Here is a 15,597-nt window from a genome sequence, read left to right as displayed (position 1 = left end):
GGGCCGAATCCCCACTCGGTGACGCCGGACGATCGCGGTCTCCACACCGCTTGTAGTCAGTCGTTCTGCTTCAAACCTCCGGGTCCTCGTTGCTGTCCTCGAGTGGGGTCAGCACGTGATTGACGTAGATCGCGTAATTACGCGTCAGGTGTTTCGTCAGGATGGTGACAGCGGCCTCCGCGTCATGCGCGATGATGGCCTGGACCACGCCCTTGTGTTCGTCATTGCTGCGCCGGTTGTGGCTCACGACATCCTTCGGACCCGGCCGCGACATCATCAGCCCGCCCACGAACGCATCGTGCAGCGCAACGAAGATCGGATTGCCCGGCACCTCGGCCAGCGCCCGGTGAAATTCCACATCGGCAATCCGGAAGGCCGGCAAGTCGTCGAGCGCCTTGTCACCCTTCTCGATAGCCGCAACCATCTTGCCGATCTGGGCCGGCGTCGCCGATTGCGCCGCATAGCGCGCAAGGCTCGTTTCGAGAAAGAGCCGCGCCTGCTCCATATGCGCGCCGCCCTCGGTGCCCCGGAAGAACAGCCCGGACGCCGCCGAAATGCTACCCATCAATTGCGTAAGCGTCGGATAGGCAACACGCGGCCGATATCCCTTGCGCAGTTCCACCAGTCGCATAGCCTCGAGACGCTTCACCGCCTCGCGGATTGTCGTCCGGCCCACACCAAAGCGATCGCACAGGTCACGCTCGGAAGGGAGCATGGCGCCCACTTCGAGAATGCCCCCATGCACTTCCTCCGCGAGCATGCCGGCAATGTCAGCCGCACCAAAAGTCACTGCGTCCCCCTCCTGATCGCGCTTTACACGCAACCACGAAGCTGAGTTTGGTGTCAAATTTTCTGACTTTGGTCGACCAAAACGACTAGATACGTTGAAAGAATTGAACTTTGAGACTTCAGGAGCAGCTATTTTCGACATTTATGATCGCCCTCCTGAAAAATTTGTTTCACGAAATCGCACAGAAATTCAATTTCACGAAAGATAATTCTATGAAACTCGGAATTAGCAGCCAAACTCCCTCGTTAAACCGCAAAAACCGTTGTTGACAGCTTAAGCTATCTCATTAACATAACAACATAGTTTTTTGGAGTGTCAAGCGGCATTCGAAAATTGCGCTTGATCCGAGGGATGGGGATCGAATGACGAGGGTTCTGATTATCGGCAGCGGCGGCATTGGCCGCCGCCACCTGCGCGGCTATGCGGCAACAGGGCGCGCAAGCCTCGCTATCGTCGAGCCGCACCCCGAGCGGCGCGCCGAGGCCGAAGCGATGTTTTCGCTCGTCGGCAGCTATGCCGATCTCGACGAAGCCGACCTTTCGGCCTTCGACCTCGCCGTCATCTGTGCTCCGGCCCATCTGCATGTACCACTCATGCTTAAGTGCGCCGCGGCAAAGCTCCCCTTCATGGTCGAAAAGCCCCTCGCCGTGACCATGGATGGCGTCGACGCCGCGCTCGAAGCCGTGGAGGAATCCGGCATCCTTGCCCGCGTTGGCTATATCCGCCGCATCGCCCCCGAAGTGCTAGCAGTCCGTCAACAAATCCACGACGGAAAGATCGGGGCGCTAAAGCTCGCCTACGTCAATTCCTCGCAGGAATTTCCCAAATACCGCCCCGACTTCCAGCGCACCTATTATGCCCGCCCGGAGATGGGCGGCGGGGCCATTCTCGATGCCGCCAGCCACACATTCGATATGCTGATCTGGCTCATGGGCCAGCCCGTCGCCGTCGGCGCCATGTATGATCGGCTGGTCCTCGAAGGCACCGAAACCGAGGACACCTGCCTCGTAAATATTTGTTTCGAAAACGGCGCCATGGCCAATGTGACCATCAACCAGTTCCAGAAACCCAATATAAATCAAGCCTCTTTCATCGGCACATCAGGCAATCTCTTCCTAGAACATTCCGTCCTCAGCTTTGCCGATGACGACAGCGGCCGGTGGAAAGACCGCCACGATTACATGGACGGTCTCGTCCCGACCGAAGCCCATCAGGCCCGCTTCACCATTCAGGCCAATGCCATGCTCGACGCGCTCGAAGGCAAACCCTGCCATCTCGCGACCCTGGGCGAAGCCCGCCAGAACCTCCAGATTGCCCTTGCCGCCAAAAAGTCCTGGCAAGACCGCGTCATCGTCTCGATAACCCGCTGAGGCCAAACATGTTTTCTCTTGAAGGCCGCAGCGTCCTCGTCGCCGGCGGCGCCGGCTATCTCGGCACTCCCGTCTGCCTGCTGCTCAAGGCCCAGGGTGCCAATGTCATCATCGCCGACCGCGACATCGAGCGTCTCGAAATCGCCCGCACCACCGTCGCCAACGCTCCAGGCAACGGCGGCGTCGCCACCCTGCCCCTCGACATGGCCGACGAAGCCTCGATCCTCGCCTGCGTCGACGGCGCCACCATGGCCTTCGGCAATCTCTCCGGCCTCATCGCCGCCACCGCCTTCAATTCCGGCAAGACTTTTGATGCCCTCGACGCCGATACCTTCGACCTCGCCAACCGCATCAACCTGACCGGCACCTTCCTCCTCGCCCGCGCCGCGGCGAGCAAGATGGCTCCCGGCGGCGCGATGGTGCTCTACTCTTCCATGTATGGCGTCGTCTCGCCCGATCCGAAGAACTATCCCGGCAAGATGGCGCCCAACGCCATCGAATATGGCGTAGGCAAAGCCGGCCTCAACCAGATGGTCCGCTACATGGCCGGTCACTACGGCCCGAAAAATATCCGCGTCAACGCGCTTTATCCCGGTCCCTTCCCGCATGCTGCAGTGCAGGAAACCCATCCTGATTTCATCGCCAATCTCGAAGCCGAAACCATGCTGGGCCGCATCGGCCGCCAGCATGAAACCGCCGGCGCCGCCGTATTCCTCGTTTCCGATGCCGCCTCCTACATTACCGGCCAGGTGCTCGGCGTAGATGGTGGCTGGACCGCCTGGTGACCTCAATGACCTTTCCCTTCGCCGACCGCCCCATCCGTCTCGCCATGCTCGGCATGGTCGAGGGCAATGGCCACCCCTTTTCCTGGTCGATGATCATCAACGGCCGCTATGACGCCGAAGCGCTAAAGACCTGCCCATATCCGGCGATCATCAACTATATCGGCAAACAGCCCCCCGAAACGCTGGGCATTCCCGGCGTCGAAGTCACCCATGTCTGGACCGACAACCCTGCCGAAGCCCCGCAGGTCGCCGCAGTCGCCAAGATCGCCAATGTCGTCACCCGCGCCGAAGACGTCATCGGCCAGGTCGACGCGGTCATCGTCGCCACCGATAAGGGTTTTGAACATGTCGAGCGCGCTCGCCCCTTCGTCGAGGCCGGCCTTCCCGTCTTCATCGACAAGCCGCTCTGCGACAACCGCGCCGACCTCGAAACCTTCTCCAATTGGATCGCCGAAGGCAAGCCGATCATCTCCTCCTCGGGCATGCGCTTTGCCAAGGAATTCGCGCCCTATCACGGCGCCACCTACGAATTCGGCCCCCTGCGCACGGTCTTCGCCACCATGGCCAAGAAGTGGGAGACCTACGGCATCCATGCCCTCGAGTCGATCTACCCTATTACCGGCCCCGGCTTCGTCTCCGTCCGCAATACCGGCACCTATGAGCGCAACGTCGTGCACCTGAAACACTCCAAGGGCATCGACGTCGTTATCACCGTGACCGCAGACCAGATCGGCGGCTCAGGCTTCATTACCCTCGCCGGCACCGAGGGCGGCGTGACCCTGCGCAGCCAGGACACCTACACCGCCTTCAAGGTGCAGCTCGAAAGCTATGTCGGGTTCCTGCGCACCGGCGTGCCACCCGTCCCCTTCGCCCAGACGCGTGAATTGATGCAACTGGTCATCGCCGGCATCGAAAGCCGCGAGGCCGGCGGCGCTGAAATCCTGCTTTCCAGCTTCGGAGCCTGATCCATGGGCGTTCTCGACACTTTTTCATTGAAGGGCAAAGTTGCTCTCTGCACGGGTGGCGCGGGTCTCTATGGCCGCCAGATCGTCGCCGCCCTCGCCGGAGCCGGCGCTACGACCTATCTCGCTGCCCGCGACCAGACCAAGCTCGAAGCCGTTGCCGCCGAAGAACGCGCAGCCGGCAATGACGTCACCGCCCTCTCGCTCGACCTCAGCTCCGACGCCTCCATCGAGGCCCTGCACAAAACCATTTTCGAGCGTAGCGGCCGCTGCGACGTGCTGGTCAACAATGCCGTGACCCGCTCGGCCACCGATGGCTGGGACCACGATCTCGAAGCCTATGACCGGAGCCTCCGCGTCAACGCCTCGGCGCTGTTCAAGATCACCTCGCTCTTCGGCAAGTCCATGGCCGCCAACAAATCCGGCTCGATCATCAATATCGGCTCGATGATGGGCATGGTTGGCGTCGAAATGGGCAATTATGCCGGCACCGACATGAACCCCAATCCCTCGCCCATCTACTTCTACGAAAAGGGCGGCATGATCAATTTCACCCGCTGGGCCGCCAGCATTCTGGGCAAGGACAATGTCCGGGTGAACTGCCTCTCGCCCGGCGGGCTCTTTTCCAACCAGCCCGCGCCCTTCGTGCAGAACTATTCCGATCGCACCCAGCTCGGCCGCATGGCCAATGAGACCGATCTCATGGGCGTTATCGTCTTCCTCGCTTCCGATGCCTCTGCCTACATCACCGGCACCAATATCCCGGTCGATGGCGGCTACACCGCAAAGTAACAGCCATGACCGAAAAGCAGCTCTATTCCGCCACCCCCGCCACCCAGCACCGCATGCGCAAGAGCCGCGTTTTGCGCACCATCGCCGCTGGCGGCGTTGCGCGCGTGCTGAAGCTAAACACTTTTGACGCCAAGGTCGCCGAAATCTTCGCCCAGGCCCAGCCTGACGCGCTCTGGCTCTGCCAGGAGCACACCTCGGCCAGCATCGAGGCCATCGAGCACCAGATCCGAGCCGCCAAGATTTACGACGTCGATAGCCTCGTCCGCGTCGCCCGCGGCAGCTATTCCGACTATATCCGCCCGCTTGAAGCCGATGCCACCGGCCTTATCGTCCCGCACGTCATGGGCGCGACCGACGCCCGCGCCGTGCGCGACATGACCAAGTTCGCCCCGCTCGGCCGCCGCGCCGTCGATGGGGGCAATAACGACGGCATGTTCACGCGGGTCGGCTTTCTCGACTATCTCGAAACCGCCAACAAGGAACGCTTCGTCTGCCACCAGATCGAGGACCCCGAGGCGCTGGATGAAATCGAAGCCATCGCCGAAATCGACGGCGTCGACGCCCTCTTCTTCGGCCCCGGCGATTATTCCGTTCGCCTCGGCATTCCTGGCCAGATTCAGGCGCCCGAAATCATCAAGGTGCGCGAGCGCGTCGCCGAAGTCGCCCGCAAGCACGGCAAGATCGCGGCCACCGTCGCCGGCAAGGTCAATGTGAAGGACTATGTCTCGATGGGCTACAACCTCCTCAGCGTTGGCGCCGACGTGGTGGCCCTCGCCACCTATGCCGACGACGTCCTTTCCGCATTCGACGCGATCTAGGACGGAAAGATGAACCTCGAGGCGCTGCAGAAAACCCTGCTCGACGGCCGCACCAAGGGCATCCCCGCGACAGCCGAACCCTTCGCACTGAAGGACATTGCCGGCAAAGGCTGGAACGTCCTCCGCGAAGACTTGCCCATGCCGCTGATGCTCCTGAAACGCAGCGCGCTCGACCACAATGCCAGTGTCTTCGGGCAATATCTGACAAGCCACAACCTGTCCCTCGCGCCCCATGGCAAGACCACCATGAGCCCGCAAATCTTCGCCGAGCAACTTTCCGGCGGCGCCTGGGGCATGACGGCTGCTACGGTCAATCAGGTGCAGGTCATGCACCACTATGGCGTCAAGCGCGTCCTCCTTGCCAACCAACTCATCGGGAAGGCGCACCTCGCCGGCATCGCCGCACTCATCGACAGCGACCCAGAGTTCGATTTTCTGTGCTTTCTCGATTCCGCCGCCCAGCTCGACAATATGCTCACGCATCTGCGTGAGCTTGCTCCGATCCGCCCAATCAAGGTCCTGCTCGAAATCGGCGCCAAGGGCGGCCGCACCGGTCTCCGCACGGAAGCCGAAGCGCTCGCCCTCGCCGACAAACTGGCATCGAGCGACCAGAACCTTGTCCGCTTCGCCGGCCTCGCCACCTTCGAAGGCGTCGTGCCGGGCATCGACAAGGACCCGATGCTCGTCGAACCCTTTGCCCAAGGCATCGTCGACATCGCCCGCGCCCTGCCCAAAAACCTCTATGCCGGCCTCGACGAATTCATCCTCTCGGGCGGCGGCTCCTCCTATTTCGATATCGTCGCCGACCGTTTCTCGACCCTAGACCTGCCGCTTCCCGTCCGCGTGCTACTGCGCTCGGGCTGCTACGTCACCAACGATTCCGGCGCCTACAAGAAGGCCCAGGACGAAGCCAAGGCCGATCCGCGCCGCTCGTGGAAATCCGATCTGCAACCGGCCCTCGAAGCCTGGGCCTATGTCCAGTCCATGCCCGAACCCGGCCTCGCCTTCCTCTCCATGGGCAAGCGCGACGTGCCCTACGATTCAGGCCTGCCTATCCCGTTCAAGCGCTACCGTCCCGGCACCGGCTTCCTGCCTGTCGGCGAAGCGACGATCTTCGCCACCAACGACCAGCACGCCTATGTCCGCCTCGGCCCCGACACCGACTGGCAGGTAGGCGACCTCGTCGCCTCTGGCGTCTCCCACCCCTGCACCGCCTTCGACAAATGGCGGTTCCTCCCCATCGTCGACGACGACTACACCGTTATCGACGGCGTTCTAACCTTCTTCTGACCAGGGACTGCGCCATGTCCAAGACCATACTTTTCGGCGGCCTCTACCACGAGACCCACACCTTCCTCGCCGACAAGACCGGCATGGCCCAGTTCGAGGATGGCGGCATCCGCATCGGTCAGGCCGCCGTGGACCAGAACCGCGGCAATGGCTCGCCCAGCGCCGGCTTCATCGACTACGCTGAAAAGGCAGGCTGGCGCATCCTCCCCACCATCCAGATGGCGGCCCAACCGGCCGGCAAGGTGACCGACGACATCGTCGAGCTCTTTTTCGAGCACTTCCTCGCCGGTCTCGACCGCCACATCAATGAGATCGACGGCATCTTCCTCGTCCTCCACGGCGCCATGGTCAGCGAGGGCTCCGACGACGTCGAAGGCCTCGTCATCAAGACCATTCGCAACCGCCTGAAAGCTGCCGGCCGCGGCGATCTGCCGGTGGGTGCCGTCCTCGACCTCCACGGCAACATTTCGCAAGTCATGGTCGAAAACTCGACGATCCTCCGCGCCTATCGCGAAAACCCGCACACCGACGCCTATGAATCAGCCGTCGCCGCTGCCGAACTGCTGGACCGCGCCCTCAGCGAACCCAATATCAAGGCGCTGCACCGGTCGACCAAATACATCGTCTCGCCCGTCGGTGTCGGCTCCGCCAATGACCCGATGAAGAGCGTCCTCGCCGCCGCCCGCGCCATCGAGGCCAGCGATCCTGATATCCAGACCGTCAACGTCATGGCCGGCTACGCCTATTCCGACATTCCCGATTGCGGCTTCAGCCTCAATCTTGTCACCAAGGGTCCGGTCGCTGCCGCCGAAAAACACCTCGACACGCTGGTCAGCGTCCTCGAAGCCAATATCGAAGCCGGCTACCCGCACGAAGACGATCTCGCCACCGCCCTCACCAAAGCCGACTCCCTGCCGCCGGGCACTGGCCCGATCCTCCTCATCGAGCCCGCCGACAATATCGGCGGTGGCACGCCGGGCGATGCTACGGGTCTCCTCGGCCCCCTCCTCGAAACCGGCCGCAAAAACATCCTCGCCGCCCTTGCCGACCGCGAAGCCGTGGCCAAATGCTTCACCGCCGGAGCGGGCGCAAAAGTCTCGCTGCTGATCGGCGGCAAGACCGACGCCCATCACGGCGCGCCGATCCCCTTCACCGGCACCGTCGAAAACCTCAGCGACGGCGTCTTCCAGCTCGAAAACCCGAAATCGCACCTCGCCTCCATGGGCGGCACGACTATCCGCATGGGCCGCTGCGCCGTGATCGCCAATAATCAGGCCAAAATCCTGCTCTCTGAGCGCAAGACGGCGCCCATGGATCTCGGTCAATACCATTCGCAGGGTCTGCGCCCCGAAGACGCCACCTATGTCGTCATCAAGGCCGCCGTCTCGCATCGCGCCGCCTATGACTCGATCCAGCGCGCCAGTTTTTATGTCGACAGCCCCGGCCTCTGCACCAGCGACCTGCGCCGCCTGCCCTTCACCAAGCTTCAGGGCAAGGTGATTTCATTGAGCTGAACATGCCAAGACCGCCGCAAGATCGAAGAGGTTTGCGGCGGAGCCCCATTGGGCCCCGCCATCGCCATTCAGATCTTGCCGGCGGCCCGAAGATCGGCCTGGAGCTTGGCCTGATAAGCCGCCCGCGCCTCCTCATCCACCTTGGCGCTTTCGCCAAAATAGACAAAGCCCAGCGCCCGCCGCGCCCGCGTCGGAGAGGTATTCGGCCCCGCCCAGTGAATGGTCTTGGAATGGTGCATCAGGAAGGTGCCCGCGTCGCCCGGAAAGGCCACGGTATTAGCCTTGTCGTCCGCAGTGCCGAAATCGGTAATTCCCTGCGAAAAGCCAAGGATTTCCGATCGCCCATGCGGTCGATAGCCTTCGTTCTTATGCGACCCACGCACATAGTGGATGCAGCCATTTTCCGGATCGACCCGCTCCAGCGCCAGCCATCCGGTAACCGCGGCTGGCGGGTTGAAATGGAAATAATACCCGTCCTGATGCGGTGGCGTTGGCTTGCCGATGCCGGCAGGCTTGTTGAAATATTCAAGGTTCACCGCCCGCGCTTTTTCGCCCAGCATGCCCTCGGCCAGTTCGCGGATCGTGTCGATCTCGAGCAGATCGCGAAAATACGCATCATAGTGCTGCATGTTCTGCATCTGCTTGAGTGTGCCCCTGGCGCCCTTCTCCTCGTAGAATACTTCCGTGTCCTTCATCTCAGGCACGCAGCTTTCGACATAGCGGTCGAATTCGCGATTGATCTCCGCCATCTTGCTGGCGTCGAAAAGCGGCTTGATGGCGATAAAACCATCCCGGTCAAAATCGCTCTTGAGGTTGGTGGGCGGTTCCTGCATGGCCACGGACATCGGCTTTCTCCTTCTGGGTTCCCTCTGCCACCATCAGAGACCAAGCGCCTGTCGCCGTCTGTTGAGCAGTGCGGCAGCAAACTAGGAATTCCGATTGCGCCTGCCACACATCAGTGGCGGCGCACCCCGCTTCATGGTGCTGTGCTGGCATGACCCAGAGCATCGACCCCGATAGCATCATTCTGCGCGAGCACCGCCTCGGTCGCTTCGATCGGCGCATGCCCATTGGCCCGGCGCAGTGGGATTTTCATGACCTGCTGTGGATCCACGAAGGCAGCGTGCGCCTCAGTATCGGCGGCGACAACATCGCCCTCAGCGCCCCCGGCGGTATCCTGATCCTCCCGAACACCCCCTTCTCGGGCACCACCATCGGCGGCTTCGCCACCGCCTCGATCTGCCACTTCACTTTGGTCAGCGCACAAACCAGCGACCCTGGCTATCTTCTCCCACGCCCCGGCGAAGCCATGCACGTTCAATCCATGCTGCGCCTGAGCCTCGATCTCGCCGGCGCGACCACTGAGGCGGACCTGCAACGCCGCCGTCGGCTCCTCCTCGCCATGCTCGACTGTTTCGATCACCCCACCGCCACCCATAACGAGCCCGCACCCAGCGATGACGGTCTCGACATGGCCTGGGGCCAGGCAACAAAATCCCTCCACAAGATGCGCACCCTCAGTGACGTCGCTGCCGTGATGGGCGTCCATGAAAGCGCCCTGCGCGCCCGCCACCGCCGCCAATACCGCACCTCGGCCGGCAGCCACTTGCGCGAAATGCGCCTGCGCCGCGCCGAAGACCTGCTCTCGACCACCCGCTACACGCTCGGCGAAATCGCCCGCCTCGTCGGCTATGGCCACGCGGAAACCTTCATCGCCGCCTTTCACCGCAGCCGCGGCTGCACCCCCGGCGAATTCCGCCACCGCTCCAATCCCTTTGCCTGAGAGCCCCAATGCAGCTCCTTAAAACCGGCACACTCTACGCCAATCCCGACCCGCTTCTCGTCAGCCGCCAGGCCGCCTTTCCCGGCCTCGCCCGCCTGGCCAATGGCGACATCGTCGCGCTTTTCTCCATCGGCCAGGCCTTCGACGCCGCCGACATGCGGGCCTATGTCAGCCGCAGCACCGACAACGGCCACACCTGGAGCACCCCCGCGCCGCTCCACACCCAAACCTTCACCCCCGAAGAATCCGAAACCTTCAAACCGGCTGCCCTCGCTGACGGCTCCCTCCTCGCCACCGGCTATGTCTTCCTCCGCCCCACCCCGCTCACACCCGTCGTCGATCCCGAAACCAACGAACTCCTGCCACTCCACAACAAGCTGTCCCGCTCCCACGACGGCGGCCAAACCTGGACCGTGCCGGAGCGCTTCACCGTCGAAGATGCCGGCCTCGAAATCTCCGGCCCCGTGATCCAGCGCGCCTCGGGCGAACTCCTCGGCTCGGGCGCCCCATTCCATCTCGGTCCCGACAATCACGAAGGCTGGCTGATTTCCAGCGGTGACAATGGAAAAACCTGGCAGAAAAAATCTATCTTCTTCCGCGCTGAACCCAGCACCATCGCCCCCTGGGAAAGCCGCCTGATCGACTTCGGCGGCGAGCGTATCGGCGTCCTCTTCTGGGCCTTCGACATCGCCGCCGGCCGCAACCTGACCAATCGCCTCGCCCTCTCCGAGGATGGCGGCAAGACCTTCCGCACCCTCGACACTGGCATCCCCGCCCAGGCCTCCAACGGCCTCGCCCTCGATCACAGCGAAATGCTCACCATTCACGCCCACCGCGAATCCCCCGTCGGCCTCAATATCTATCGCTCCCGCCTCCACCATGATCGTCTGGAGGTGCTGGACACGCTTGCTCTTTTCGCCGACGAAAGATTGGGGCAAAGGACGGGGAAGGCCGATCCCTTCGCCAGCCTGCGCTTCGGCCAGCCGAGCCTGCTTACGCTCGGCAATGGCGAATACCTCGCCTGCTGCTGGCAGGTCGAAAACGGCCAGCATGTCATCAAAACTTTCCGCATCCGGCTCTGAGGCCATTGTGTCGACGACACCAGAACTGACCGACTACGCCAAGCTGAGAAAAATGCCGTTCTACTACGGCTATTCCGTACTCACCGGCACCGCCGTACTCTGCACCGTCGGCGCGCCGCTGGTGCTTTTCTCAGCCGAACTCGGCATCGACAAAGACCGCATCGGCCTCATCGGCGGCATCCTGCCCTTCTTCCAGGTTCTCGGCATCGCCGCGCTGCCGGTTATCCTGCACTTCGGCACCAAACGCGTCGCTGCCCTCGCGCTCATCGCTCGCTACCTCTTCCTGTTGCCGCTTTTCATCGCCCCCCTCTTTATCGTCACGCCCAACATCGCCTTCGCCCTGATCTTCGGCGCCATCATCTGCTTCGCCATCTGCCGTACCCTCTCCGAAGCTGCCGTCGTCCCCTGGTCGCAGGAAATCATCCCCCGCCTCGTGCGCGGTCAGGTCAGCGGCAAGAACGCTCTGGCCTATCTACCCACCGCCCTCATCGGCTCTTTCCTCATCCAGCTCTGGCTCGATGGACAAGACGGCATCGAGCGCTTCTATCCCGTCTTCGCCATCGGCATCGTCATCGGCATTGTCGGCGGCCTCTTCCTCTTCGGCCTCGGCGGCGGCGGCCCGCGCACCTCCTCCCGCAGCAGTCTCGACGCCATTCGCCAATTGCGCGTCCCCCTGCGCGATCGCAATTTCCTCGCCTTCCTCTATTCGTCCGGCAGCCAATATCTTGTCTTCGCGGCGCTCAATATCTTCCTTCTGCTGTTCTTCCGCGAGCGCCTCGGCATTTCGAGCGGCCAGATCGTGCTCATGGCCGCGCTCGTCCCGGTCGGCTCTGCCGCCGGCAGTTATGCCGCCGGCTGGTTCATCGACCGCCACGGCACCCGCGCCATCCGTATCACCCTGCAGACCCTGCAGGTCGCCATGCTCCTCGCCCTGCCCTTCCTCCATGACGGCATTCCCGGCGTCGAGCTGCTCGTCGGCCTCGTCTTCTTCCTCTTTGGCTTCCTCGTTCAGGGCGCCATGGTCGGCGGCAGCGTCTATATGCTCAACTATGTGCCGCCCACCGAGCGCGAGAGCTACATGGCCCTCGCCTATTCGAGCGACGGCATCTTTGGCGGCGGCCTCACCGTTCTCGCGGGCGTCTTGGTGCAATATTTCGAGCACAACGGCACCAATCTCGGCTCGGCCCATATCGGCGGCTACGAGGTTCTCTTCCTCGTCGCCGCCCTCGTCACCGCCAGCTCCGCCGCCGTCTTCGCGCTCCTCAAGGAAGAAGGCGCCACCGGCGTCCGCGATTTTCTCGGGCAATTCTCCACCGGCAATCCCCTGCGTGCCCTCTGGGGCATCCAGCGTTTTTCCAGCTTTACCTCGGAACAACGCCGCCGCGACCTTGCCTACAGCTTTGGCGGCACCGGCAGCACGCTCGCCAAGGACGAACTGATCTCAGCCCTTTCAGACCCCAGTTTCGATGTCCGCCACGAAGCCATCCGCGCCCTCGGCCGCCTCCCGCCGACGCGCAAGGCCATCCACGCGCTCGAAGAGATCCTCACCTATGACGGCCTGATTGAGCTGCAATATGCCGCGCTCGATTCCCTCGGCCAGCTTCAGTCCCGCTCCAGCGCCGCAAAAATTGCCCGCTTCCTCGACGACGGCAATCGTCTCCTGCGCTCCCGGGCCGCCCGCTCGCTCGGCGACATCCGCGCCGAGACCTATCTGCCTGCGCTGAGAAAAATGCTCGCGGAAGATGCCGACATCGACTGCCGCCTCGCCGCCGCTTCGGCTCTCGGCAAATTCGGCGACCGGCAAAGCGTACCCGCCCTTGTCGCGATCTATGTCGACCAGGCCGGCGACGAAAACCCGATCAGCGAACCGCGCAGCAAGGTCGTGCTGCTGGCCATTTCCAAAATCCTCGGCCTCGAAGAACAGTTCGCCCGCAATTGGCGCCGCGAACAACGCATGCCCGGCTACTGCCTGCCGGCCCTGCTGAGCCGATTGGCCAAATCGCTCGACGCAAAGGACAAACGCACCGAGAGCGTCCGCGCCAACTTGCAGCAAGCCGCTGCCGGCCTCGGCACCGGCCCGACCGCCGAAAGCTTCGCCGCCCTCCGCGCCCTGCGCCCGCTCATCGCCGCCTCGCCCCACAGCGAAGCGCTACCAGTTGTGGAATTGATCGACGGAACCCAAGACATCACCGAGGCCCACCCGGCTCTAATGGTCCTTCTCGCCGTAGCCGCCCGCCACGTCCTCCGGCCGCCAAAGGACTAGGTCGCAGCCTTCTTGCCCGGCCACCCCATCAAGAGCTGCACCGACTTCTCCGCCTCTTTCGCCTTTTCCACGTCCTTGAAGATGCGCATGACGCAGCGCGGCTCGGTGCGGCTGATGACGTCATAGACGAGGTGATAGCCGGTCTTGTCCATGATCGGCCCGATCCATCCGGCGCAATGGTCGCAATAGCGTGTCATCGGCGCGGCATCGTTGTCCATCACCTTGGCAAGGCTCGGACAGCCGTGCATGTGCAGCTCAAGATGCTCGTCATCGACCATCAGGTCGAGCTCGCAATTTTCCTCTTCTTCGATCACCGACCAATATTCGTACATGCCCTGCAGGCCCTTGGTCCTGATCAGGTCAAGAATATGCTTTTCCTGGTTCTTGCTGATTTCGAGCCAGTAGAGGTCGAGGTCCTCCTGCCCCTTGCTTTCGAGGAACTTGAACACCTCGTTATAGAAGCGGGTGAAATGGTCGCTCGGGATCATGCGCGCCTCCGGATGATCTGCCGGCACGCGCCCGGCCCGGTAATCTCAGTATCAATCCGATAAGGCGTGCCCTCGGCGATCGCCTCGTTCACCTTGGTCGTCTGGTCGCAGAAATGCGCCGAAACCGATGGCGAGATCTTCGCGACATGGTGATAGGCCGTGCAGCGGCGCACGGTAAGCACGATCTCGTCCTCGCTGACGGCAATGTCATAGTCGGCATTTTCGCGGGCAAAAAAATGCCGCCAATGCCGCACCATCTCTTCGGGATGCCCCTCCAGCATATGCCGCCGCAGGTCGACATAAACATCCCTGCCCACCTTGGCGAAAATCTCATGCAACACCTCGACGCCGTAGCGCTCGACGATGAAGTCGATGGTCGTGTTCACCGCACCATGAAAATCGAGGTGAACATTGCCCTCTTCCTGATAACGCAGCGGTGTTTCAGGCAGCTTTTGCATGGTCGCGCCTAAAGTAGGATTTGCCACCGATAATGGTCTCCTCAACCGACAAGTCCACTGCATCGAGCAGCACGAAGTCGGCCAGCTTCCCCGCTTCGATACTGCCGAGGTCCGCCTCCCGCCCGACAACCCGCGCCGGCACCAGGCTCGCCGCATGTGCCGCCTGCACCAGATCCGCGCCCGCCATCGACACATAGTTTCGCATGGCCTCGTCCGAGGTCAACGACGAACCGCAGAGCCCGCCATTGCGATCCCGCACCGCCTTGCCCGGCGCACTGGTCACGAAATATCCGGGATAAAACTCGAACTCCGTCCCCGGCAGGCCCGCATATTTCATCGAGTCCGTTTCGAGAAACACCCGATCCGCCGGCAATTGCGCCAGAATACGAAGGAGCTTGGGATGCGCATGAATGCCATCGGCCACGACGCCCAGCGCCAGGTGCCGCTCCGCCAGCAGCGCATCGGGCAGCGAAAACACATGCACGCCCGAATTATCCGGCGGGATCGTCCGCATCACGTCATACATATGCGTCACCGCGTCGATCCCCCAGCCAACATAGCGCGAGACATCGTCCGGCGCCGCCTGGCTGTGCCCGAAATGGATCGAAACATCAGCCGCCTTCATCGCACGGATAAACTGCTCCGCCCCCGGCAATTCCGGCGCAATAGTCACCGCCGCCAACCGACCCTGCGTCCTGTCAAGCATCATCGCTGCCAGCTCAGCCGATGGCAGTTGCAGGTTCTGCGGGTTATGCGCCCCCGGCGAATTGAAGCATGGCCCCTCGCTGTGAATGCCCAGCGCCCGCGCCCCTTCGGCGCGTCCACAAGCCTCGGCCAGCCGCGACAGCACTGACCCGAATTCCGTCGGCGGCTGGCAGCCGATAGACGGCAGAAACGCCGTCACCCCACGCGCCGGCAACTTGGCGGCAGAGTCCGCCACCCCGTTCGGCGTCGCATCGGAATAGAGATTGATATCGAACCCATGCTGCAAAAGGTCGATCATGCCCGGAAACAGCAGTTTCCCGCTGGCATCCAGCACCAGCCAATCGGTCCCGACCGCCGTTTCCGGTGCGACAATGCCCAGAATCCGGCCGTCTTCCACCAACAGGTCATGACGCAGAATCCCCGTGGGTGTCACCACCAGACCCCCTGCCCACTTCTGCTTGACACCCATTGGGGAACCTCTATTAGCATGTTATTAT

15 protein-coding genes are annotated in these 15,597 nt (G+C 62.5%); 10 read left to right on the top strand and 5 right to left on the bottom strand.

The annotated features are described in order from the left end of the window. Window positions 1-70: 70 nt before the first annotated feature. Window positions 71-790 (bottom strand): FCD domain-containing protein, encoded by a 720-nt coding sequence (locus tag J7557_RS10715; RefSeq protein WP_291420051.1) that lies wholly within the window; start codon window positions 788-790, stop codon window positions 71-73. A 362-nt stretch (window positions 791-1,152) separates the two neighbouring features. Here J7557_RS10715 and J7557_RS10710 point away from each other — a divergent pair, with 362 nt between their 5' ends. From J7557_RS10710 to J7557_RS10680, 7 genes are read left to right on the top strand one after another with little or no spacing between them, the layout of a single operon-like run. Further along, entirely contained in the window at window positions 1,153-2,160 is a 1,008-nt protein-coding gene (locus tag J7557_RS10710; RefSeq protein ID WP_291420050.1) for a Gfo/Idh/MocA family oxidoreductase, read from the top strand. Window positions 2,161-2,168: 8 nt separating this feature from the next. Further along, the gene (locus J7557_RS10705) at window positions 2,169-2,945 is read left to right on the top strand and encodes an SDR family oxidoreductase (protein ID WP_291420049.1); all 777 of its coding nucleotides are present in this window, start codon (window positions 2,169-2,171) and stop codon (window positions 2,943-2,945) included. 5 nt (window positions 2,946-2,950) lie between these two features. Beyond that, window positions 2,951-3,910: a Gfo/Idh/MocA family oxidoreductase gene (locus tag J7557_RS10700; RefSeq protein WP_291420048.1), complete on the top strand. Its 960-nt coding sequence runs from the start codon at window positions 2,951-2,953 to the stop codon at window positions 3,908-3,910. A 3-nt stretch (window positions 3,911-3,913) separates the two neighbouring features. Beyond that, window positions 3,914-4,699, top strand: a complete 786-nt coding sequence (locus tag J7557_RS10695) for an SDR family oxidoreductase (RefSeq protein ID WP_291420047.1) — start codon at window positions 3,914-3,916, stop codon at window positions 4,697-4,699. A 5-nt stretch (window positions 4,700-4,704) separates the two neighbouring features. Then, window positions 4,705-5,517, top strand: coding sequence for an aldolase/citrate lyase family protein (locus tag J7557_RS10690; protein WP_291420046.1), 813 nt, complete (start codon window positions 4,705-4,707; stop codon window positions 5,515-5,517). A 9-nt stretch (window positions 5,518-5,526) separates the two neighbouring features. Further along, window positions 5,527-6,807, top strand: coding sequence for an amino acid deaminase (locus J7557_RS10685; protein WP_291420045.1), 1,281 nt, complete (start codon window positions 5,527-5,529; stop codon window positions 6,805-6,807). 14 nt (window positions 6,808-6,821) lie between these two features. Beyond that, window positions 6,822-8,321 carry a M81 family metallopeptidase gene (locus J7557_RS10680; RefSeq protein ID WP_291420044.1) on the top strand — a complete coding sequence of 500 codons (1,500 nt, stop codon included), beginning with the start codon at window positions 6,822-6,824 and terminating at the stop codon, window positions 8,319-8,321. Window positions 8,322-8,389: 68 nt separating this feature from the next. Here J7557_RS10680 and J7557_RS10675 read toward each other — a convergent pair whose 3' ends face one another. After that, a complete protein-coding gene (locus J7557_RS10675) occupies window positions 8,390-9,166 on the bottom strand; it encodes a phytanoyl-CoA dioxygenase family protein (RefSeq protein ID WP_291420043.1) in 777 nt (258 codons plus the stop codon). A gap of 149 nt (window positions 9,167-9,315) precedes the next feature. On the opposite strand from J7557_RS10675, the gene J7557_RS10670 reads away from it, so the two are divergent. From J7557_RS10670 to J7557_RS10660, 3 genes are read left to right on the top strand one after another with little or no spacing between them, the layout of a single operon-like run. Further along, on the top strand, window positions 9,316-10,104 hold the full coding sequence (locus J7557_RS10670) for a helix-turn-helix transcriptional regulator (protein ID WP_291420042.1): 789 nt from the start codon (window positions 9,316-9,318) through the stop codon (window positions 10,102-10,104). A gap of 8 nt (window positions 10,105-10,112) precedes the next feature. Continuing rightward, window positions 10,113-11,186: a sialidase family protein gene (locus tag J7557_RS10665; RefSeq protein ID WP_291420041.1), complete on the top strand. Its 1,074-nt coding sequence runs from the start codon at window positions 10,113-10,115 to the stop codon at window positions 11,184-11,186. A gap of 7 nt (window positions 11,187-11,193) precedes the next feature. Continuing rightward, window positions 11,194-13,449, top strand: coding sequence for an MFS transporter (locus J7557_RS10660; protein ID WP_291420040.1), 2,256 nt, complete (start codon window positions 11,194-11,196; stop codon window positions 13,447-13,449). Here the strand turns inward: J7557_RS10660 and J7557_RS10655 are convergent. The 3 genes from J7557_RS10655 to J7557_RS10645 are packed head-to-tail and all read right to left on the bottom strand — an operon-like array spanning window position 13,446 to window position 15,569. Next, window positions 13,446-13,937, bottom strand: coding sequence for a hypothetical protein (locus J7557_RS10655; RefSeq protein ID WP_291420039.1), 492 nt, complete (start codon window positions 13,935-13,937; stop codon window positions 13,446-13,448). The genes J7557_RS10660 and J7557_RS10655 overlap by 4 nt on opposite strands. Beyond that, window positions 13,934-14,395 carry a hypothetical protein gene (locus J7557_RS10650; RefSeq protein WP_291420038.1) on the bottom strand — a complete coding sequence of 154 codons (462 nt, stop codon included), beginning with the start codon at window positions 14,393-14,395 and terminating at the stop codon, window positions 13,934-13,936. Before J7557_RS10650 ends, J7557_RS10655 begins: the two co-directional genes overlap by 4 nt. Next, a complete protein-coding gene (locus J7557_RS10645) occupies window positions 14,379-15,569 on the bottom strand; it encodes an amidohydrolase family protein (protein WP_291420037.1) in 1,191 nt (396 codons plus the stop codon). The genes J7557_RS10650 and J7557_RS10645 overlap by 17 nt, the downstream gene beginning before the upstream one ends. Window positions 15,570-15,597 lie beyond the last annotated feature (28 nt).

The organism is Devosia sp. (assembly GCF_017744655.1).
In the GTDB taxonomy this organism is placed as follows: Bacteria; Pseudomonadota; Alphaproteobacteria; order Rhizobiales; family Devosiaceae; genus Devosia.
Note: the sequence above shows the minus strand (reverse complement) of the source record. Positions and strands in the feature narration are given on the sequence as shown.